General features: G+C 63.8%; 20 protein-coding genes and 1 other RNA gene. 5 read left to right on the forward strand and 16 right to left on the reverse strand.

Features of this window, described 5'->3' with window-relative positions; all coding sequences use genetic code 11:
- Nucleotides 1-151 precede the first annotated feature (151 nt).
- Nucleotides 152-850, forward strand: coding sequence for a Bax inhibitor-1/YccA family protein (locus NCS28_RS07770; RefSeq protein WP_250513282.1), 699 nt, complete (start codon nucleotides 152-154; stop codon nucleotides 848-850).
- 76 nt (nucleotides 851-926) lie between these two features.
- Here the strand turns inward: NCS28_RS07770 and rlmD are convergent, their stop codons facing one another.
- The 6 genes from rlmD to surE all read right to left on the reverse strand — a co-directional run bounded on the left by rlmD (nucleotide 927) and on the right by surE (nucleotide 7,144).
- Nucleotides 927-2,342 (reverse strand): 23S rRNA (uracil(1939)-C(5))-methyltransferase RlmD, encoded by a 1,416-nt coding sequence (gene rlmD, locus NCS28_RS07775; protein ID WP_502801166.1) that lies wholly within the window; start codon nucleotides 2,340-2,342, stop codon nucleotides 927-929.
- Nucleotides 2,343-2,410: 68 nt separating this feature from the next.
- Entirely contained in the window at nucleotides 2,411-3,187 is a 777-nt protein-coding gene (locus tag NCS28_RS07780) for a 3'-5' exonuclease (RefSeq protein ID WP_250513283.1), read from the reverse strand.
- A 42-nt stretch (nucleotides 3,188-3,229) separates the two neighbouring features.
- Nucleotides 3,230-4,327: an RNA polymerase sigma factor RpoS gene (rpoS, locus tag NCS28_RS07785; RefSeq protein WP_250513284.1), complete on the reverse strand. Its 1,098-nt coding sequence runs from the start codon at nucleotides 4,325-4,327 to the stop codon at nucleotides 3,230-3,232.
- Between the two features lie 12 nt (nucleotides 4,328-4,339).
- The gene (locus tag NCS28_RS07790; RefSeq protein ID WP_250513285.1) at nucleotides 4,340-5,305 is read right to left on the reverse strand and encodes a peptidoglycan DD-metalloendopeptidase family protein; all 966 of its coding nucleotides are present in this window, start codon (nucleotides 5,303-5,305) and stop codon (nucleotides 4,340-4,342) included.
- A 4-nt stretch (nucleotides 5,306-5,309) separates the two neighbouring features.
- Nucleotides 5,310-6,389: a protein-L-isoaspartate(D-aspartate) O-methyltransferase gene (locus NCS28_RS07795; protein WP_250513286.1), complete on the reverse strand. Its 1,080-nt coding sequence runs from the start codon at nucleotides 6,387-6,389 to the stop codon at nucleotides 5,310-5,312.
- Complete coding sequence (gene surE, locus NCS28_RS07800; RefSeq protein ID WP_250513287.1) at nucleotides 6,386-7,144, reverse strand: 5'/3'-nucleotidase SurE; 759 nt, start codon at nucleotides 7,142-7,144, stop codon at nucleotides 6,386-6,388. Before surE ends, NCS28_RS07795 begins: the two co-directional genes overlap by 4 nt.
- 121 nt (nucleotides 7,145-7,265) lie before the next feature.
- Between surE and NCS28_RS07805 the strand changes: the two genes are divergently transcribed.
- Both NCS28_RS07805 and NCS28_RS33340 read left to right on the forward strand, forming a co-directional pair.
- Entirely contained in the window at nucleotides 7,266-8,240 is a 975-nt protein-coding gene (locus tag NCS28_RS07805; protein WP_250513288.1) for an NADPH:quinone oxidoreductase family protein, read from the forward strand.
- Between the two features lie 48 nt (nucleotides 8,241-8,288).
- Entirely contained in the window at nucleotides 8,289-8,678 is a 390-nt protein-coding gene (locus NCS28_RS33340) for a glycosyltransferase family 2 protein (protein WP_350029779.1), read from the forward strand.
- Here NCS28_RS33340 and NCS28_RS07810 read toward each other — a convergent pair.
- The 10 genes from NCS28_RS07810 to ffs all read right to left on the reverse strand — a co-directional run bounded on the left by NCS28_RS07810 (nucleotide 8,566) and on the right by ffs (nucleotide 17,571).
- Nucleotides 8,566-9,540: a glycosyltransferase family 9 protein gene (locus NCS28_RS07810; protein ID WP_250513289.1), complete on the reverse strand. Its 975-nt coding sequence runs from the start codon at nucleotides 9,538-9,540 to the stop codon at nucleotides 8,566-8,568. The genes NCS28_RS33340 and NCS28_RS07810 overlap by 113 nt on opposite strands.
- A 249-nt stretch (nucleotides 9,541-9,789) precedes the next feature.
- On the reverse strand, nucleotides 9,790-10,614 hold the full coding sequence (locus NCS28_RS07815) for an ABC transporter permease (protein ID WP_250513290.1): 825 nt from the start codon (nucleotides 10,612-10,614) through the stop codon (nucleotides 9,790-9,792).
- 12 nt (nucleotides 10,615-10,626) lie between these two features.
- Nucleotides 10,627-11,454: an ABC transporter ATP-binding protein gene (locus NCS28_RS07820; protein WP_250513291.1), complete on the reverse strand. Its 828-nt coding sequence runs from the start codon at nucleotides 11,452-11,454 to the stop codon at nucleotides 10,627-10,629.
- Between the two features lie 3 nt (nucleotides 11,455-11,457).
- Nucleotides 11,458-12,495: an ABC transporter substrate-binding protein gene (locus tag NCS28_RS07825; protein ID WP_250513292.1), complete on the reverse strand. Its 1,038-nt coding sequence runs from the start codon at nucleotides 12,493-12,495 to the stop codon at nucleotides 11,458-11,460.
- 40 nt (nucleotides 12,496-12,535) lie between these two features.
- Entirely contained in the window at nucleotides 12,536-13,741 is a 1,206-nt protein-coding gene (locus NCS28_RS07830) for a CaiB/BaiF CoA transferase family protein (RefSeq protein WP_250513293.1), read from the reverse strand.
- A gap of 29 nt (nucleotides 13,742-13,770) precedes the next feature.
- The gene (locus NCS28_RS07835) at nucleotides 13,771-13,995 is read right to left on the reverse strand and encodes a DUF1653 domain-containing protein (protein ID WP_250513294.1); all 225 of its coding nucleotides are present in this window, start codon (nucleotides 13,993-13,995) and stop codon (nucleotides 13,771-13,773) included.
- Nucleotides 13,996-14,029: 34 nt separating this feature from the next.
- The gene (recR, locus tag NCS28_RS07840) at nucleotides 14,030-14,626 is read right to left on the reverse strand and encodes a recombination mediator RecR (protein ID WP_250513295.1); all 597 of its coding nucleotides are present in this window, start codon (nucleotides 14,624-14,626) and stop codon (nucleotides 14,030-14,032) included.
- 40 nt (nucleotides 14,627-14,666) lie between these two features.
- Nucleotides 14,667-14,993 (reverse strand): YbaB/EbfC family nucleoid-associated protein, encoded by a 327-nt coding sequence (locus NCS28_RS07845; RefSeq protein ID WP_008349334.1) that lies wholly within the window; start codon nucleotides 14,991-14,993, stop codon nucleotides 14,667-14,669.
- Between the two features lie 84 nt (nucleotides 14,994-15,077).
- Nucleotides 15,078-17,309 (reverse strand): DNA polymerase III subunit gamma/tau, encoded by a 2,232-nt coding sequence (locus NCS28_RS07850; RefSeq protein WP_250513296.1) that lies wholly within the window; start codon nucleotides 17,307-17,309, stop codon nucleotides 15,078-15,080.
- Nucleotides 17,310-17,472: 163 nt separating this feature from the next.
- Nucleotides 17,473-17,571, reverse strand: an RNA gene (ffs, locus tag NCS28_RS07855) — signal recognition particle sRNA small type.
- 329 nt (nucleotides 17,572-17,900) lie between these two features.
- Here ffs and trxA point away from each other — a divergent pair.
- Together trxA and rho are read left to right on the forward strand one after the other, a co-directional pair.
- Nucleotides 17,901-18,227 carry a thioredoxin TrxA gene (gene trxA / locus NCS28_RS07860; protein ID WP_008349330.1) on the forward strand — a complete coding sequence of 109 codons (327 nt, stop codon included), beginning with the start codon at nucleotides 17,901-17,903 and terminating at the stop codon, nucleotides 18,225-18,227.
- A gap of 272 nt (nucleotides 18,228-18,499) precedes the next feature.
- On the forward strand, nucleotides 18,500-19,765 hold the full coding sequence (gene rho, locus NCS28_RS07865; RefSeq protein WP_035501035.1) for a transcription termination factor Rho: 1,266 nt from the start codon (nucleotides 18,500-18,502) through the stop codon (nucleotides 19,763-19,765).
- Nucleotides 19,766-19,774: the final 9 nt, after the last annotated feature.

Here is a 19,774-nt window from a genome sequence, read left to right on the forward strand (position 1 = left end):
GTCGAACGTTGCATCGCAATGGAAACCGCGCTTCGCGGCGGACGCACCAAAAGTGGTCCTAATACTGGCTTAAGTCCGCGCACATTATCATTCGTGTGTGACGAATGTCGCGGGAAGACCGAACGACAGACAATTGGAGCAAGGAGAAACCATGAACGAATCACCCTACGGCTTTGGCCGCAATGGCAGCGTCACCTCGGTCGAGGTGCGCAACCGCGTGCTGCGCAACACCTACTGGCTGCTCGCGCTCTCGATGGTGCCGACGGTGCTCGGCGCGTGGGTCGGCGTCGCGACGGGCTTCTCGCTGTTCGCGGCCACGAGCCCGGCGATGAGCTTCATCGCGTTCCTCGCGATCGCGTTCGGCTTCATGTTCGCCATCGAAAAAACCAAGAACAGCGGCATGGGCGTGGTCGTCCTGCTCGGCTTCACGTTCTTCATGGGCCTGATGCTCTCGCGCCTCTTGAGCTTCATTCTCGGTTTTTCGAACGGGCCGCAGCTCATCATGATGGCGTTCGGCGGAACGGGCGTGATCTTCGCCGCGATGGCGACCATCGCCACCGTCAGCAAGCGTGACTTTTCGGGCCTCGGCAAGTTCCTGTTCATGGGCGTGATCGTCATTCTGCTCGCCGCGTTCGCGAACATCTTCCTGCAGTTGCCGGCCCTGATGATGACGATCTCCGTGCTCGCCATCGTGATCTTCTCGGCTTACATGCTGTTCGACGTGCAGCGCGTGGTAAACGGCGGCGAGACGAATTACATCAGCGCGACGCTCGCGATCTACCTAGATCTGTACAACGTGTTTACGAACCTGTTGGCGCTGCTCGGCATCTTCGGCGGCAATCGCAACTGATCGGCGGTTTCGAGTCGCTGCAACAAAAACCGGCCTTCGGGCCGGTTTTTTGTGCCTGAAAGCTGCCCCAGCTTGCTCAATCGCGCTCGAACAACGCGATCGACTCGACGTGCGACGTATGCGGGAACATGTTCACCACGCCGGCACCCTTCATCCGGTAACCCGCTTCGTGCACGAGCAGGCCGGCGTCGCGCGCGAGCGTCGCCGGATTGCACGACACATAGACGATACGCTTCGGCAACGGCCCGTCGCCGGACTGGGCGATGTCCGCGAGCGCCTTCGACACGGCGAGTGCGCCTTCGCGCGGCGGGTCGATGAGGAACTTGTCGAAGCGGCCGAGCGCGCGCAGGTCGTCTGCCGTGACTTCGAACAGATTGCGGCAGGCAAACGACGTATGACCGTCGACGCCATTTGCCTTCGCGTTCTCCAACGCGCGGTTCGTCAGCGCCTCGCTGCCTTCGATTCCGAGGACTTCGCGCGACACGCGCGCGAGCGGCAGCGTGAAGTTGCCAATGCCGCAGAACAGATCCAGCACGCGATCCGACTTTTCCGCGGCGAGCAGGCTGAGCGCTCGGCTCACCAGCACGCGATTGATCTGGTGATTCACCTGCGTGAAATCGGTCGGCTTGAACGGCATGCGGATATCGAATTCCGGCAGCGTGTAAGCCAGTTCGCGATCGAGCGGATAAAACGGATAGACGGTGTCCGGGCCCTTCGGCTGGAGCCACCATTGAACGCCATGCTCGTCGGCGAAAGTGCGCAGCAGCGCTTCGTCGGCTTCGGTCAGCGGCTCCAGGATGCGCAAGACAAGCGCCGTCACGTCCGAACCGACCGCGAGTTCGATCTGCGGCATGCGGTCCCGGATCGACAGCCCTGCCACCAGATGACGCAGCGGCACGAGCATCGCGGAAACGTGCGGCGGCAGCACTTCGCAGCTCGTCATGTCGGCGACATAGCTGCTCTTGCGCTCGTGAAAGCCGACCAGCACGCCGCCTTTCTTCTCGACGTGCCGCACGGTCAGGCGCGCACGATAGCGATATCCCCACGACGGCCCGTGAATCGGCCGGAACATGGTTTCCGCGCGCAATTTCGACAGATGTTGCAGGTTGTCCTCGAGCACGCGCTGCTTCACGGCGATCTGCGCGCGCACGTCGAGATGCTGCATCGAGCAGCCGCCGCAGGTGCCGAAAAACTGGCACTTCGGCTTCGCACGGATCACGCTCTCGCGCAGCACGTTCACCACCTGCGCCTGCTCGAAGCTCGGCTTCTTGCGATAGCTCGAATAGCTCACTCGTTCGCCCGGCAGCGCGCCTTCGACGAAGATGACTTTGCCCGGCTCGCCGTTCTCGTTGACCGTGCGGCCTACGCCGCGCGCTTCCATATCGAGCGACTCGATTTCGAGCTCGGGCGCGACGAAATCGGGATCGGGCGTGACGAACTTCGCCGGCGCGGCGCGGCGGCGATTCTGGGATTTTCGAGCGGCTTCAGACACCTGCGTACTTCCTGGCTAACGAATTGGCAAAGGCGAGATTGTAGACGAACGTCACCGCGCCGCCGCGCCTAGTTCCCGAACGCCGCGAGATACTCGGCCCAATGCGGCGACGATTCCTGCGCGAGGGCGTTCTTCACGAAGTTGATTTCGTCGCTGTACTCGTCGGGCGTGAAGCCGCCGCGCATCATCTGAAAACGACAGTACATCAGATACGTGTTGACGACATCGGTTTCGCAATAGTTGCGAATTTCGTCGATCTGGCCGTCGCAATACGCGTCCCAGACCTTGCCGCCGTCCATACCCAGCTTGCCGGGAAAACCGCACAGCTTCGCGAGCGCATCGAGCGGCGCGTTGGCGCGCGCCTGATACATCGCGAGCACATCCATCAGGTCGATGTGCCGCATGTGATAGCGGCTGATGTAGTTGTTGAACTTGAATTCGCGATCGTCCTGACCGAGATCCCAGTAGCGCGGCGCGGCGATGCCGTGCACCAGCGCGCGATAGTGGAGCACGGGCAGATCGAAGCCGCCGCCGTTCCATGACACGAGTTGCGGCGTGTACTTCTCGATCACGCGATAAAACGACTGGATGAGCGCGGCCTCGCCGTCGGCGGTGGTGCCGAGCGAGCGCACGCGAAAGCCGCTGTTGTCGCGAAACACGCAGGAAATCGCCGCGACGCGCTGAAGATGATGCGGCAGAAAGTCGTTGCCGACGCGCTCGCGGCGTGCTTCGAACGCATGTTCTGCCACTTCGCGGTCGGAAAGATCGGCGGGTAAATCTTCGAGACGGCGTATGCCGTCGACATCGGGGATGGTTTCGATGTCGAAAACGAGAATCGGTGTCATTGAATCCTGGAGCGCGACGCCCTGCCGAGCGTCGCCGAAGCGTCAAAGCACGGCGTCCTTGCGAACGCCGTTGGATGCGAAAAAGCGCTTGAGCCGCACGAGCGCCTCTTGCTGGATCTGGCGCACACGCTCGCGCGTGAGGCCCATTTCGTCGGCGAGTTCTTCGAGCGTCGCGGGCTCGATATGGTTCAAGCCGAAACGCCGCTCGATCACGTGCCGGTGTTTATCGGACAGACGCGAAAGCCACAGGCGCGTGAGCGATTCGAGTTCGCGATGCTGCACTTCCGCGTCCGGCGACTGGCTCTGGTCGTCGGAAAGGAGATCGAGAAGGCTACTGCCCGGATCGAGGTCGAGCGGTGCGTCGAGCGAAGCCGTGTGCTCGTTGAGCGCGAGGATATCGGTGACTTCCTCCGGTGTCTTGCCGGTGAGATACGCGATATCGTCGATGCTCGCGTCGCGCCGTTCAGGTGCGACGCTGTCGTTCGAATTGGCGGAATTCTTTTCCAGATGGCGCTTCGCGCGCAGCACCTGATTGAGCTCGCGGATCACGTGCACCGGCAGCCGCACCGTGCGCGCCTGATTCATGATCGCCCGCTCGATGCTCTGGCGGATCCACCAGGTGGCATAGGTCGAAAACCGAAAGCCGCGCGTCGGATCGAATTTCTCGATCGCGTGCATGAGGCCCAGGTTGCCTTCCTCGATCAGATCGAGCAACGGCACGCCGCGATTGAGATAACCCTTCGCGATGCTGACGACGAGCCGCAGATTGCGCTCGATCATCACCTGCCGCGCCTCGAATTCGCCCGCCTTCGCGAGCCGCGAGTAGCGCTGCTCTTCCTCGACGGTCAAGAGCGGCTTCACGCTGATGCGATTCAGGTAGTGCTGAATGGTATCGGCCGTGAGTTCGGCCTGCAGGAGCGAGCGGAAATCGTCGGCGTCGGGCGCGGAATCGTTTGCGCCTTCACCCGGTTCGTCGCTGCTCTTTCCCCGGCTGCCGCTTTCTTCTTCGGAGTCGACATCGACATCGACGTTATCGATGTCGTCATCATGAGTCGAAGCACCGTCCTCCACCGACACTTGCAAAGGTCGGCTGATCGTCTCAGTCTCGGCTTGCGGCAGGCGGCGCTTCGTTTTTGGCATGATGGTTTCGCTTTATTGCGGCGGCAAATACTTCAGTGGGTCAACAGGTTTTCCCTGCCGGCGAACTTCGAAATGCAACATCACGCGGTCCGAATCGCTGTTCCCCATCTCAGCGATCTTCTGCCCTTTAGTTACCGCGTCCCCTTCTTTTACCATCAAAGCGCGGTTATGTGCGTACGCGGTGAGAAAAGTCGCGTCATGCTTGATGATAATGAGATTGCCGTAGCCGCGCAGCCCATTTCCGGAGTAAACCACTCGGCCGTCCGCCGACGCGTTCACCGGGTCTCCCGCCGCACCGCCAATATTCAAACCCTTGTTCTTCGCGTCGTCGAACGTGCCGAGAATCGGTCCTCGCGCAGGCCAGATGAATGCCGGCTGACCCGTGGGCGCCGTCGCATTCGCATCCGCGCCGGGCACGGCCGGCACGCCGGGCGCCGATGCCATGCCCGTCGCCGCGCCGGGCGTCCCGGGCGCGGCGCCCATGCCCGAATTCGCACCGTAGTACGGCGGCTGCGCGGTCGCGCCCGGTTGCGGCGTCGCGTAGCCGTTCGCGCCGTTGAGCGGCTGCGTCTGCACGCCGCCGCCGACGATCGGCGCGGTGGCCACGCCGGGCGTCGCCGCCGCGAGATTCGCGCCCGGCGGCGCCACGCGCATCAACTGGCCGACTTCGATCTGATTCGGGTTGGTCAGGTTGTTCCACGTCGCGATATCGTGATAATTCTGACCGTTTTCCAGTGCGATCCGATATAGGGTGTCGCCCGGCTTCACACGGTAATAGCCCGGCGGCGGCGGACCGTTGTCCGGCGTCTGGGCCGCCGTCGTGCCGATGGGCGCGCCCGTTCTGTCGACGACCGGCGCCATGTCCATGCGCGTGGAACACGCCGCCAGCGCGGACAACGCCAGCACGCACACGCCGCGCTGCGCCGCGCTCAGGCGTTGGCCTGCACTTCCTTCTTGCAAAGCACGCAGGATACTCATCGGGTTAAATCACTCCGGATTTTAAGGGTACAAAAAAGACGCGATCGAGCTGCTCTTCCCGCCATTGCGTCGCCGACACGCGCGTGACGAGCGTCAGCACCTGCGACTGCGCGGCCTGCGATCCGACCGGCGCGACGAGCTTGCCGCCCACCGCCAGTTGATCCAGCAGAGCCTGCGGCACGTCGAGGCCCGCGCAGGCGATCACGATGGCGTCGAACGGCGCGGCCGCGGGCAAGCCCAGGCGGCCGTCGCCGTAATGCAGCCTGATGTTAGGCACGCGCAGCGGCCGAAGGTTGAGCTTCGCGCGCTCCGACAGCGGACGCACACGCTCGATCGAATAAACCTCTGCGGCGACCTGCGACAGCACCGCCGCCTGATAGCCGCAACCTGTGCCGATCTCCAGCACCTTGTTCAACGCCCGCCCCGTCGCGACCAGCTCGATCATGCGCGCCACGACGGACGGCTTCGAGATGGTCTGGTGATGACCGATCGGCAACGCGGCGTCTTCGTAAGCCTGCGCGGCGAGCCCCGGATCGACGAACATGTGGCGTGGCACCACGGACATCGCATTGAGCACGCGCGGATCGGTCACGCCGTTCGATCGCAGCCGTTCGACCATGCGCTCGCGCACCCGTTCCGACGTGAGCGTCTGCGTGCTCGCCAGCGCCACATTGGGCGCGCCTTTTTTCGGCGCACTAGCGGTGGCGCTCAGCTCACGCTCGGCGGGACGCGCCGCCGGACGCACTGCGCTCGCGCGCGGCGCGTGGGACGCATGATGCGTCGTCGCGTTCTTGCTCGCGGACGGAACCGGTTTCGCCACGCCAGGCGCGGGCTTCGCGCCGGAACGCGCCGGAAAAACCGAGCTGGCCGGCTTCACGGATGCCGCCGCCGTCGCGGGATTTTTCATCGGCGCGTTCGCCGCGCGCGATGGTCCCGGCTTCGCGGGTTGCGCGGGCGTCGGCTTGAGCGCCGAAGCGGCGGCTTGCCTGGCGCGAGAATCCTGCGGACGATTCGCCGGCTTGCGCGGCTCGCGAACCAGATCCGCGAGCGCCAGCGGAAAGCGCTTGGCGCGCTCGTCGCTCATGTGCGACCGCTCCCGGCCCGCGCCCATTCGCGCGTCTCGGCCATGAGCTTCGTGTGAGTCAGATCGAGTTGCAGCGGCGTGATCGAGACGAAGCCGTTCGCGACCGCGTGGAAATCGGTGCCTTCGCTCGCGTCGAGTGCATCGCCTGAGGGGCCGATCCAGTAGATCGGGTTGCCGCGCGGATCGCTCTGGCGAATCACCGGCTGCGAAGGATGACGCTTGCCGAGGCGCGTCACGGTCCATGCGCCGAGTTGGTCGTACGGCAGGCTCGGGATGTTCACGTTCAGCAACGGATGGCCCGGCATCGGATGTTCGAGGAAATGCGCGACGATCTCGGCAGCGACGCGCGCGGCGTCTTCTAGATGGAGCCAGTCGCGGCCGACTAGCGAAAACGCGATCGCCGGAATGCCGAACATGAAGCCTTCGGTGGCGGCGGCGACCGTGCCCGAGTACAGCGTGTCTTCGCCGACGTTCTGCCCGTTGTTGATACCCGACACGACGAGATCCGGCTGATGCTCGAGCATGCCCGTCAGCGCGATGTGCACGGAATCGGTCGGCGTACCGTTCACGAAATTGAAACCGTTCGCCGCCTGATGAACGCTCAGAGGCCGCGACAGCGTAAGCGAGTTGGACGAGCCGCTGCAGTTCTGCTCGGGCGCCATCACCGTCATTTCGCCGAGCGGCTGCAGAACCTCGTGCAGCACATTGATGCCGCGCGCCAGATAACCGTCGTCGTTGCTGAGTAGGATTCGCATCCGGCGATTGTAACCGAGGAAAGTGGCGCGACGACGACTCAGAGGCTCGCTCCCGGCGTCGCCGCTGCCCTACACTGAGCCGGTTTGAACGCTTTGCACGAGACCCGACCAAGGAGACGATATGCGCGCCGTACGATGCAACGAACACGGACTACCCGACACCCTTTCGATCGAAACGCTACCCGACCTGCATCCGGAAACAGGCGAAGTCATCATCGATGTGAAAGCGGCGAGCGTGAACTTCCCCGACGTGCTCATCATCCAGGACAAGTACCAGTTCAAGCCGCCGCTGCCGTTCACGCCCGGTGCGGAATTCGCGGGCGTCGTGCGCGAAGTGGGCGCGGGCGTCACGCGCCTGTCGTCCGGCATGCGCGTGGCCGCCTATACCGCGCAAGGCGCGTTCGCCGAACAGGCGCGCGCGAAGGAAGCGGATTGCATCGCCCTGCCCGCCGATGTCGATCTCGCCGATGCCGCCGCGTTCACGCTCGCGTATGGCACGTCGTATCACGCGCTCGTCGATCGCGGACAACTGAAGGCCGGCGACACGCTGCTCGTGCTTGGCGCGGCAGGGGGCGTCGGCATTGCGGCCATTCAAATCGGCAAGATCATCGGCGCGCGCGTGATCGCGGCGGCGTCGAGCGCGGACAAACTCGCGTTCTGCCGCGAGCATGGCGCGGACGATGTCATCGATTACGAGAAAGAGGATCTGCGCGAGCGCATCAAGGCGCTGACGGGTGGGAACGGGCCGGATGTCATCTTCGATCCCGTCGGCGGCGCGTACGCGGAACCCGCGTTTCGAAGCATCGGCTGGCGCGGGCGGTATCTGGTCGTCGGCTTCGCGAACGGCGAGATTCCGAAGCTGCCGCTCAATCTCGCGCTGCTCAAAGGCGCGAGCATCGTGGGCGTGTTCTGGGGCGGCCACATGCAGCGCGAACACGCGCTCGCCGATCAGGAATTCGCGACGATGGTCGACTGGATCAAGGCGGGCAAGCTGCGCCCCGTCGTCACGAAGCGCTATTCGCTCGACGACACACCACGCGCCCTCGACGACATGATGAACCGGCGCGTGACCGGCAAGATCGTGATCGAGCCGTGATGCGCGCCTGCTAACATCGCGCCCTCTCGGCACTCTTCAACGCGAGCCATGACGAGCACCCGCCGCGACGCCAGCGTCATCGTGCCGGTCTACAACTGCGAGCCGCGGCTCGAGGCGCTGCTGCATTCCGTACTCGATCAGGAAGGCGTCGATCAGGAAGTCATCGCGATCTGCGCCGGCGCGACGAACGCCGGTCTCTCCGTGCTGCAATCGAAGGCGGCGCGCGATGCGCGCATCCGCGTGGCGACGCAGGAGAATCGCGGCGTCTGCGCGACGCGCAACGTCGGGCTGACGCTATTCGCACTTCGCAACCTGGAACGCGCGCCTAGAACCGACGCGATTGCGCGCCCGGCAACATGCCAATGCGCGTCGCTGGCGTGGTTTGCGCATCGCCGAAATCGGCCGTCGCGTACTGATGCATCGCGCGGGCATGCTTGACATGCAGCCTTTGAAACGCGGACATCACACGGCGCACAGTGAGCAGACGTTGCCACAAGCGCTCGCGAAGCCCGCCGAAGGGCAGGAAGGACGGCGCCAGCACGACCGCGCCCGGCCCCCAGCCGGGACGCCACGAGCGCGCGAGTCCCTGGCGCATGAAAAGCGACAGCGTGGGCACGCCGATGCACGACGCGAGATGTCCGAGACCTGAATCGTTGCCGATGAACCACGACGACTCGGCGATCCAAGCCGCGACCTCGCTCAAGCGCGGCAGCGCGTTGACCTCGCACCCTTCATCGGCGATTTCGCCCCGCGCATCCAGCTCGCACGGCGCGACGAGAAAACTCGGCTGCATCTGACGACGCACGAGCATGCGCGACAGCGCAATGAACTTCTTGCGGCTCCACATCTTTTCGGGATGGCTGCCGGTCGGATGAATGACTACACGATTGGAAAAGCGCCCTCGCATGACGTCCGCCGGCACGACGAGACCGTTCGAGCGCGTCACATCGGAAAGGCCCAGCACGTTCGTCGCGATATCGACGATGCGATCCACCATATGCTTCGAGCCGCCGTATTCCGGCAGCGCGGCGAGGCAGACGGTCTTGCCGGAACGGCTCAGCGTCGCGGCGTAATCGGTCGGGCGAAGCTCGATCACCGTATCGAACGCCCCCCGCCAGGCGTCGGGCCGCCCCACGCTCACGTGCGGAAACCAGTCGGCAAGCTGCTCCGCGACCCAGCCGAACACGACGGGCCGATATCCGTTGCGGATGAGATTGTCGACGAGGACGAGCCCGATGAGGCTGTCACCGATCGGCGATGGCAGCACCACCGCAATCGAACTGTCAGTTCGCAGTTTCATACTTGGTCTCGCGGGATCGCGCGGAAGGACGCCGCGCAAGTACCGCGCAATGTCGCCCGACTTCGGAGTGTCGCCCGGCTTGCGTTACGACTTGATGTGCTGGCGTCCATTCACCCCGAAACATGGCGAATCTCATGCGACCGCCGTACGACGCCTGGTCAGCAAAGCATCATAGCGAGATCGGCGGGGTCCTGCCATAAACAAAGTTCTAAACAAACGCGGTCCGGCAAGTTGACCCGGCACGGCGCTTCAAAGCTTCTCGGTTTCCCCGCTCTTCGGCTGCCACTTCATGAGCCGCCGCTCGATAAGCGCGACGAGGCCGTCGAGCACCAGCGCGAACGCGGTCAGCACGAGGATTCCTGCGAACACGGTGTTGATGTCGAAGGTGCCTTCGGCCTGCAAGATCAGATAGCCGACGCCACGCGCCGAGCCAAGATACTCGCCCACCACCGAGCCGACGAAGGCAAGCCCCACCGACGTATGCAAGCTGGAAAACACCCAGCTCGTCGCGCTCGGCAAATAGACATGCCGCAGCAGTTGCCTGCGATTCGCGCCGAGCATGCGCGCATTCGCGAGCACGACGGGGCTCACTTCCTTCACGCCCTGATAGACGTTGAAGAACACGATGAAAAACACGAGCGTCACGCCGAGCGCGACCTTCGACCAGATGCCGAGTCCGAACCACACTGCGAAGATCGGCGCGAGAATCACGCGCGGCATCGAGTTGGCGGCCTTGATGTAGGGATCGAGAAGCGCGCTCGTCGTCGGTGCGAGCGCGAGCCACAGGCCCACACCCAGCCCGAACACGGTGCCGATCACGAACGCCAGCACCGTTTCGATCAGCGTCACCCACAAATGGATGTAGATCTCGCCACCCGTGAACCACTCCCAGATGCGCACGAGCACCTTCTGAGGCTCGCCGAAGAAGAACGCGGCCTTGTTGGCGTCGTCGAAATAGAAAGGCGGCAGGAGCGTCGGGCTCGTCAGCACGTACCACAGCACGAAGCACGCGAGCAGCAGCAACCATTGCCACACGATGAGATTGGCGCGATTCGGGCGCAGCTTGTTCCACATGATCGTATTGTCTTATTCGGCGGCCGGCTTCAGCTGCTGCTGATAGCCCTTCAACACTTCCTCGCGCAGCACGCCCCAGATCTGCGCATGCAGTTCGACGAAGCGCGGATGCGTGCGGATCTCGGCGACATCGCGCGGACGCGGCAGATCGATCGCGAATTCGCCGATCGGATGCGTGCCCGGCCCCGCCGCCAGCACGACGACGCGATCGGACATCGAGATCGCCTCGTCGAGATCGTGCGTGATGAAGAGCACGGCCTTGCGCTTCGCGGCCCACAGGTCGAGCAGCTCGTTTTCCATGAGCTGACGTGTTTGAATGTCCAGCGCGGAGAACGGCTCGTCCATCAGGATGATGTCGGGATCGAGGATGAGCGTCTGCGCCATCGCGACGCGCTTTCTCATGCCGCCCGACAGTTGATGCGGATAACGATCGCCGAAGCCGCCGAGACCCACGCGCTTTAGCCACTCCTCGCCGCGCGCATCGGCTTCCGCCTTCGGCACGCCCCGGAACACGAGGCCGGCCGTCACGTTGTCGAGCGCCGAGCGCCAGGGCATGAGCGCATCGGCCTGGAACATGTAGCCCGCGCGCCGGTTGATGCCCGCAAGCGTCTCGCCGAACACGCTCACCGTGCCCGACGAGGGCTCGAGCAGCCCCGCCGACACGTTGAGCAGCGTGGACTTGCCGCAGCCGGTCGGCCCGACGACAGACACGAACTCGCCCGGCGCGATCGCGAGGCTCGTATTGAGGACCGCGGTGTAGGGATCCTTGCGACTCTCACGCGACGAGAACGTGCAGGTGACATCGTGCAGCGCGAGCGCGGGTTTCGAAGTCGACGACATCGGTCAGACCTTGACGCTGACGAGCGCCTTCTTGACGAAGTCGTTCGTCCAGGTCTTCGACAAGTCGATCGGCTTGCCCTTTACGGTTTCGTCGAAGGCTTGCAGCGTCTTGAGCGAGGTCGCGGGACCGTCGGCGGGCATCAAGCCGTCCGGTGACAGCGCTTCCTTCACGTGCTGCCACGAGTCGAGATAGAGCGCGCGATCGCCGAGCAGATAATTTTCCGGCACGGTCGAAATCAGATCCTTGCCCGATGCCGCCTGCAGCCATTTCAGCGCGCGCACCATCGCGTTGGTGAGCGCCTGCGTCGTGTTCGGGTTCTTCGTGATGAAACTCTGCGATGCATACAGGCAGCCCGCCGGCATGTTGCCGCCGAACACCTTCACGGTATCGGCGAGCGTGCGCGTGTCAGAGACGATGCGGATATCGCCCGCGCGGTCGAGCTTGGTCATCACCGGATCGAGATTGGCGATGGCGTCGATCTGGCCGGATTGCAGCGCGGCGATCGCGCCCGCCCCCGCGCCCACGCCGATGAACGAGACATCGGTCGCCTTCAGCCCGGCCTGCGCGAGTACGAAGCTCGCCATGATCGACGTCGACGAACCCGGCGCCGTCACGCCGATCTTCTTGCCCTTCAGGTCCGCGACCGACTTGTAGTTCGGCATCGCCTTCTTCGACACCGCGAGCACGATCTGTGGCGCGCGTCCTTGCAGAACGAACTCGCGGAAGTACTGATTCTTCGCCTGCAACAGGAGCGTGTGCTCGAACGCCCCGGAGACCACGTCCGCGCTGCCGCCGACCGCCGCCTGCAACGCCTTCGCACCGCCGGCGAAATCGGCGATTTCGACCTCGAGCCCTTCGTCCTTGAAGTAGTTGCGGCGCTCCGCGATCGTGAGCGGCAGATAGTAGAAGAGATTCTTGCCGCCGACCGCGACCGATACCTTGGCCTGCTCCGGCTTTGCCTGCCCAAACGCGAGCGGCATGGCCGACCACGCCCCGGTCGCGAGCGCGGCGCCGCTCGCGATGAACGTTCTGCGTTTCATCGTCTTTGTCTCCTTGGAATTCTTGTTGTCTGCGAACGCGTCAGATCACCTTGGCGTCCCGCAGCCGCGCAATATCGTCGGCATCATACCCGAGCGTTTGAAGTACTTCATCCGTGTGTTCACCGAGTCGCGGACCGAGCCAGCGCGTTTCACCCGGCGTGTCCGAGAGCTTCGGCGTGACGTTCGGCAACGTGATGTCCTTGCCGTCCTGCCACGGAAAGCGTTGCAGCATCTGACGCGCGATGTATTGCGGATCGGTGAACATGTCGGCGACGCTGTAGATGCGCCCGGCCGGCACGTCGGCGGCGTTGAGCACGGCGAGCGCCTCGTCGATGCTGCGCGTCGCGAGCCACGCGGCGATGGCGTCGTCGATTTCCTTCGTGCGCGGCACCCGGCCGTCGTTCGAGGCGAGCGCGGGATCGTCGGCGAGGTCCGCGCGATCGATCGCGTTCATGAGGCGCTTGAAGATCGGATCGCTGTTGCCGCCGATCACGATGCTGCCGTCGCGGCACGGATACGTGTTCGACGGCACGATGCCCGGCAGCGACGCGCCGGTGCGCTCGCGCACCATGCCGTACACGCCGTATTCCGGCACCACGCTCTCCATCATGTTGAAAACGGCTTCGTACAGCGCGACATCGACGACCTGCCCCTTGTCGCCGTTTACTTGCCGATGATGCAACGCCATCAGCGCGCCGATCACGCCATGCAGCGCTGCGATCGAATCGCCGATGGAAATGCCGATGCGCGGCGGCGGCAGTTCCGGGTAGCCGGTGATGTGCCGCAAGCCGCCCATCGATTCGGCGATCGCGCCGAATCCCGGCCGGTCGCGATACGGCCCGGTCTGGCCGTAACCGGAGAGCCGCACCATCACGAGACCGGGATTCTCGGCCGACAGCACTTCGTAGCCGAGCCCGAGCTTTTCGAGCAGACCGGGCCGGAAGTTCTCGACGACGATATCGGCTTCCTTCGCGAGCCGCCGCACGATTTCCTTGCCTTCCTCGGCCTTGAGATTGACCGTCACCGATTTCTTGTTGCGTGCCTGCACCGCCCACCAGAGCGACGTACCGCCCACTTCGGGATAAAGCTTGCGCCACTTGCGCAGCGGATCGCCGCCGTTCGGGTCCTCGATCTTGATGACGTCGGCGCCGAATTCGCCCATGAAGCGCGCGGCGAACGGGCCGGCTATGAGCGTGCCGAGTTCCAGCACCTTGACGCCGGCGAGTGGTCCCGTCGTTGCGCTCATGGATGCGTCTCCTTTATTTGCTGGTTCTTTTAAAGCGGAATGTCGAGCGGTTTGAAACGTGGCGTGCCGTCGGCGAGCGTCTCGTTGAACATCGTGGCCGGACGCACCCACAAGCCGCGTTCGTGCGGCCACAGATGTTCGTAGACGATCATGGCTTCCTCGGTTTCCGAGTGCCGCGCGACGCCGATCACGCGATAGAGACCGCCCTTGTAGTGACGGTGAGTCGCGAGCGCGAGAGCTTCGGTTTCTGTCATCGGTAATGTCCTGCTGATGGTCGCGTTCAGACGTTCAGACCGAGCGGCGATCGAGCATCGCGCGCGCGATCGTGCCCGCATCGACATATTCGAGCTCGCCGCCGACGGGCACGCCCCGCGCGAGCCGCGTCACCTTCAGCCCTTTCGACTTGAGCGTCTGCGCGAGATAGTGTGCGGTCGCCTCGCCTTCGTTTGTGAAGTTGGTGGCGAGCACCACTTCCTGCACCACGCCGTCGAGGGCGCGATTGATGAGCCGCTCGAAGTGGATTTCCTTCGGCCCGATGCCGTCGAGCGGGCTCAGGCGCCCCATCAGCACGAAATAGAGCCCGCGATACGTGAGCGTCTGCTCGAGCATGATCTGATCGGCGGGCGTCTCGACGACGCACAGCAAGGCCGCGTCGCGTTCTTCGTCGCTGCAGACTTCGCAGATTTCAGCTTCGGTGAAGGTGTTGCACTTCTCGCAGTGCTTCAGATGCTCGGTCGCGAACAGAAGCGAAGCGCCGAGCTTTTCGGCGCCCGCGCGGTCGTGCTGCATCAGGTGATACGCCATGCGCTGCGCCGACTTCGGTCCGACGCCGGGCAGCGCGCGCAGCGCCTCGACGAGCGCCGACAGGGCGGAAGGTTGTTTCATGTGTCCTCATGACGCGCCGAATGTGCTTCGGCGCGCGCGGTTAGAACGGCAGCTTGAAACCCGGCGGCATCGGCATGCCGGCCGTCATGCCGCTCATCTTCTCTTGCGTGGTGGCCTCGGCCTTGCGCACGGCGTCGTTGAACGCGGCGGCGACGAGGTCTTCGAGCATGTCCTTATCGTCGGCAAGCAGGCTCGGGTCGATCTGCACGCGGCGCACGTCGTTCTTGCAGGTCATGGTCACTTTCACGAGACCGGCGCCGGACTGGCCCTCGACCTCGATCTGCGCGAGCTGATCCTGCATCTTCTTCATGTTTTCCTGCATCTGCTGGGCCTGTTTCATCAGCCCGGCGAGTTGGTTCTTCATCATGGTTCGGCTCCTTACTGGAAAACGTGTGGCGAAAGCGAGCGCGACACGCGCGCCCGAAATTCAGTGGCTAAGCGCGGCGTCGATTCATGACGGGTTCGCGCCCGATGCGGAGATCGGCTTGATCGAACCCTGCACGATGCTCGCGCCGAAATCGCGGATCAGCGACTGCACGAACGGATCCTGCTTGATTTCCTGCTCGGCTTCCTGCTGGCGTCGCGCGCGGTCGGCGGCATCGAGCGCGGCGGCGGTGCGGCGCACGGGCGCGACATTGACGCTGACTTCGATCGCGCGTCCGAGCTTTTCGGCAAGCGCAGCCTTGAGCTTCGTGACGTGGGAGGTGTCGGTGTACATCTGCACGGCGACCGCGAGCGTGACAGAATTCGCGTCGCACGCGGTCAGTTCGCTGTTGAACGCGAGCTGAAAGGCGACGCCCTTCAAGGGCAGATCGACGGCGAGCGCGGGCCATTCGACCGACACGCCGAGCGCATCGAGCGGCACCGCGGGCGGCAGCGGCGTCGTATCCATGACGGGCGCGGGCTTCGCTACGGGCTTCGCGGCTGGCTCGGCGCCGAAGCGCATGTCGTCGGGACCGCTGTCGAAGGCGGGCACGAAGCCGTCGTCCTGCGGCATGAAATATTCGTCTTCGGATCCTGCCGGCGGATAGTCGTCGGGCGGCATGTCTTCCCACGGCGGCACGACGACGCCTGACTTTCCGGCCGCGGGTTTCGGCTCGGAGGCGGCGGGCGCTGCCGGTGCGCGGCGAGGCGTGGGCACCTGGACTTGTGCAGCGGGTTTCGCGACGGCTTTGGGCACTGCCGGGGCCGGCGCTTGCGCAGCCGGTGCGCGTGCACCTCGGTCCGATGAAAGACGCATGCCGGCGCTGCGCAGCACCTCGAGCGCGGCGCGTGCGCCGCCTGCCGCGCGCGACGCCGCGGCCTCGGGCTGCTTGAATTCGGATACGCGCGAGTTTGCAGGCGCGGCTTCCTCCACGGTTTGCCGCGCGGCGCTGGCCACCGGCGCGGGTTTTGCAGGGACGGGCTCGATCGTTTCGACGACCGGCGGCGTCTCTTTCGCCTCGACGACGACGTTTTCCGCAGGAGGCGTCGGCGCCTTCGCCACCGGCGCGGGCGCAGGCGCGATCGCGCGCTCGGCCATTGCGCCCGCGAGCGCCGCGGTGCGCGCGGGCTTCGCGCCTGTCGGCCCGCTCACGACAAGGCCGCCGCCCGGCCCGCTCGCCGGCTCGAACGCGAGCATGCGCAGCAGCGTCATTGTGAAGCCGGCGTATTCATCGGGCGCGAGACCCAGTTCGCTGCGCCCGACCGTGGCAATCTGATAGAAAAGCTGCACCTGCTCGGCGAAAAGTATGTCGGCGAATCGGCGAATATCCGCGGCTTCCGGCCACTCATCCAGCACCGACGACGGCGCGAACTGCGCCCATGCGATGCGATGCAGGAGACTCGCGAGATCCTGCAGCGCGGTCGAAAAGGACAGGCTGCGCAACGCCATTTCGTCAGCGATCGCGAGCACGCCGGGACCGTCGCCAGCGGCAAGCGCATCGATGAGGCGGATGAGATAGCTTTGATCGAGCGCGCCGAGCATGCCGCGCACGGCTTCCTCGGTCACTTGATTGGCCGAATAGGCGATGGCCTGATCGGTCAGCGACAGCGCATCGCGCATGCTGCCGTCCGCCGCGCGCGACAGAAGACGCAGCGCCTGCGACTCGAACGCGATGTTCTCCTGCTGAAGAATGTTCTCCAGATGCGACACGATATGCCCCGCCGGCATCTGCTTCAGATTGAACTGCAGGCAGCGCGAGAGCACGGTAACCGGAATCTTCTGCGGATCGGTCGTCGCGAGAATGAACTTCACATGCGGCGGCGGCTCCTCGAGCGTCTTCAACATCGCGTTGAAAGCGTGGTTCGTGAGCATGTGCACTTCGTCGATCATATAGACCTTGAAGCGTGCATCGACGGGTGCGTACACCGCGCGTTCAAGCAGCGCGGCCATTTCGTCGACACCGCGATTGCTCGCCGCGTCCATTTCGACGTAATCGACGAAGCGGCCTTCGTCGATTTCCCGGCACGCGCGACACACGCCGCACGGCTTCGAAGTCACGCCGGTTTCACAATTGAGCGCCTTCGCGAAGATGCGCGATAGCGTCGTCTTGCCGACGCCGCGCGTGCCCGTGAAGAGATACGCGTGATGCAGGCGGCCGCCGTCGAGCGCGTGCGTGAGCGCACGAACGACGTGCTCCTGGCCGACGAGCGACTCGAACGATTTCGGCCGCCATTTGCGTGCGAGAACTTGATAGGTCATGCGCGAAATTGTATCAGCAACGACCTTGCGCAAACGCCGCTCCAAAAGGCCGCCAAGGCGTACGAACGAGGGGTCCACACGCACGAAAACGCGCCCGCGGCGACGCGCAGTACAGAGGACGAATCAGGGAAAACGAGAGAGGGACGACGGAAGAAAAGCGGAAGGTGACGAGCCCGACCCTCGGCACTGGTGGAAAGCGGCTGTGGCTGCTTCGTTCCCGACCTGACCAGGTTGACCGCGCCACCATGCGAGGAGGCCCGTCACGTTGAATCATACCACGGGGTCGTCCACGCCCGGAAGGCGCGGTGAGTGCGCGGCCTTCGCGACGCCCTCTTGCGCTTCGTGTTTTCGGCCTCAAATGCGCCCTATCGGCACCCGGCGACGGATAGCAAAGTAGGCTAAGATGACATTTGAATAACCCGGATGTGGTGCATTTTGCCCTTCCTCGGATCATTCGCCGCCGTTCGCGGGCCGTTGTGGCGCACGACGTGCGGGCCGAATCTGCCCGTTGGCGACGAAAATTTTTTCAGTTTTGGTGTATCGTGGCGAGCATTCAAACGCGGGCCTCGAAACAATAGAGGTATTCAGACAATGAGCGAATCAATCAAGCACATCAGTGACGCTTCTTTCGAACAGGATGTCGTCAAGTCGGATAAACCGGTCCTGCTCGATTTCTGGGCGGAGTGGTGCGGTCCGTGCAAAATGATTGCCCCGATCCTCGACGAAGTCGCGAAGGATTATGGCGATCGCCTGCAAATCGCGAAGATCAACGTGGACGAGCATCAATCGACGCCGGTTAAGTTCGGCGTGCGCGGCATCCCCACGCTGATCCTCTTCAAGAACGGCGCAGTTGCCGCGCAGAAGGTCGGCGCATTGTCCAAGTCGCAATTGACCGCGTTCCTCGACAGCAACCTGTAACGGCATCATCGGCGGGCGTCGGCATTAGCTGACGTTCGTCTCTGGCATTCGCAGCGCCGCATCGACATAACCGAGAAGCGCGACCTGAATGCAGCCGATGTTGTCACGCGACAACATCGGCTGAAAGCCCCGCCCAAAGCCCACCCGAGGCCCGCGTGGCGTGTGCTATGCTAGAATCACAAGAGTTCAAGAAGTATTAAGTCTCGAGCGGTTCCGCTCACCTCTTCTCCCAAATCTTTCTGTCGCACCTCTCTCCCCGGCGGGAAATCCGTATGCATTTATCCGAGCTCAAGTCTCAGCACGTGTCTGCACTGATCGAGATGGCCAATGGCCTCGAGATCGAAAATGCGAACCGCCTGCGCAAGCAGGAACTCATGTTCGCGATTCTTAAAAAGCGCGCCAAGGCTGGCGACACGATTTTCGGCGACGGCACGCTCGAAGTGCTGCCCGATGGCTTCGGCTTCCTGCGCTCGCCCGAGACTTCGTATCTCGCGAGCACGGACGACATTTACATCAGTCCGTCGCAAATCCGCCGCTTCAATCTGCACACCGGCGATACGATCGAAGGCGAAGTGCGCACGCCGAAGGACGGCGAGCGTTATTTCGCGCTCGTGAAGGTCGACAAAGTCAACGGGCAGCCGCCCGAGGCCTCGAAACACAAGATCATGTTCGAGAACCTCACGCCGCTGCATCCAAACAAGCCGTTGCCGCTCGAGCGCGAAATGCGCGGCGAGGAAAACGTCACGGGCCGGATCATCGACATGATCTCGCCGATCGGCAAGGGCCAGCGCGGTCTGCTCGTCGCGTCGCCGAAGTCGGGTAAAACCGTGATGCTCCAGCACATCGCCCATGCGGTGAAGGCCAATCATCCGGACGTCATCCTGTTCGTGCTGCTCATCGACGAGCGCCCGGAAGAAGTGACGGAAATGCAGCGCTCCGTGCGCGGCGAAGTCATCGCCTCGACCTTCGACGAACCCGCCGCGCGTCACGTGCAGGTGGCAGAAATGGTCATCGAAAAGGCGAAGCGTCTCGTCGAAATGAAGCACGACGTCGTGATTCTGCTCGACTCCATCACGCGTCTCGCGCGCGCGTACAACACCGTCGTGCCGGCATCGGGCAAGGTGCTGACGGGCGGTGTCGACGCCAACGCGCTGCAGCGTCCGAAGCGCTTCTTCGGGGCGGCCCGCAACATCGAGGAAGGCGGCTCGCTCACGATCATCGGCACGGCGCTCATCGAAACGGGCAGCCGCATGGACGACGTGATCTACGAAGAGTTCAAAGGCACCGGCAACATGGAAGTGCACCTCGAACGCCGTCTCGCGGAAAAGCGCGTGTATCCGTCGATCAACCTGAACAAGTCGGGCACGCGCCGCGAAGAACTGCTCATCAAGCCGGACTTGCTGCAAAAGGTCTGGGTGCTGCGCAAGTTCATCCACGACATGGACGAAGTCGAAGCCATGGAATTCCTGCTCGACAAGATCCGTCAGACGAAGAACAACGCCGAGTTCTTCGACATGATGCGTCGTGGCGGAGGCTGATTCCGCTTC

The organism is Caballeronia sp. INDeC2 (assembly GCF_023631325.1).
Classification (GTDB): domain Bacteria; phylum Pseudomonadota; class Gammaproteobacteria; order Burkholderiales; family Burkholderiaceae; genus Caballeronia.

Coding starts and splice junctions, on each gene's coding strand:
- NCS28_RS07845 (WP_008349334.1), bottom strand. CDS start 14,993: ATGATGAAGAACCAACTCGCCGGGCTGATGAAACAGGCCCAGCAGATG.
- NCS28_RS07780 (WP_250513283.1), bottom strand. CDS start 3,187: ATGACACCGATTCTCGTTTTCGACATCGAAACCATCCCCGATGTCGAC.
- rpoS (WP_250513284.1), bottom strand. CDS start 4,327: ATGCCAAAAACGAAGCGCCGCCTGCCGCAAGCCGAGACTGAGACGATC.
- NCS28_RS07850 (WP_250513296.1), bottom strand. CDS start 17,309: ATGACCTATCAAGTTCTCGCACGCAAATGGCGGCCGAAATCGTTCGAG.
- NCS28_RS07770 (WP_250513282.1), top strand. CDS start 152: ATGAACGAATCACCCTACGGCTTTGGCCGCAATGGCAGCGTCACCTCG.
- NCS28_RS07830 (WP_250513293.1), bottom strand. CDS start 13,741: ATGAGCGCAACGACGGGACCACTCGCCGGCGTCAAGGTGCTGGAACTC.
- NCS28_RS07805 (WP_250513288.1), top strand. CDS start 7,266: ATGCGCGCCGTACGATGCAACGAACACGGACTACCCGACACCCTTTCG.
- trxA (WP_008349330.1), top strand. CDS start 17,901: ATGAGCGAATCAATCAAGCACATCAGTGACGCTTCTTTCGAACAGGAT.
- recR (WP_250513295.1), bottom strand. CDS start 14,626: ATGAAACAACCTTCCGCCCTGTCGGCGCTCGTCGAGGCGCTGCGCGCG.
- NCS28_RS07815 (WP_250513290.1), bottom strand. CDS start 10,614: ATGTGGAACAAGCTGCGCCCGAATCGCGCCAATCTCATCGTGTGGCAA.
- rho (WP_035501035.1), top strand. CDS start 18,500: ATGCATTTATCCGAGCTCAAGTCTCAGCACGTGTCTGCACTGATCGAG.
- NCS28_RS07825 (WP_250513292.1), bottom strand. CDS start 12,495: ATGAAACGCAGAACGTTCATCGCGAGCGGCGCCGCGCTCGCGACCGGG.
- NCS28_RS07790 (WP_250513285.1), bottom strand. CDS start 5,305: ATGAGTATCCTGCGTGCTTTGCAAGAAGGAAGTGCAGGCCAACGCCTG.
- NCS28_RS07835 (WP_250513294.1), bottom strand. CDS start 13,995: ATGACAGAAACCGAAGCTCTCGCGCTCGCGACTCACCGTCACTACAAG.
- NCS28_RS07810 (WP_250513289.1), bottom strand. CDS start 9,540: ATGAAACTGCGAACTGACAGTTCGATTGCGGTGGTGCTGCCATCGCCG.
- surE (WP_250513287.1), bottom strand. CDS start 7,144: ATGCGAATCCTACTCAGCAACGACGACGGTTATCTGGCGCGCGGCATC.
- NCS28_RS07795 (WP_250513286.1), bottom strand. CDS start 6,389: ATGAGCGACGAGCGCGCCAAGCGCTTTCCGCTGGCGCTCGCGGATCTG.
- NCS28_RS33340 (WP_350029779.1), top strand. CDS start 8,289: ATGACGAGCACCCGCCGCGACGCCAGCGTCATCGTGCCGGTCTACAAC.
- NCS28_RS07820 (WP_250513291.1), bottom strand. CDS start 11,454: ATGTCGTCGACTTCGAAACCCGCGCTCGCGCTGCACGATGTCACCTGC.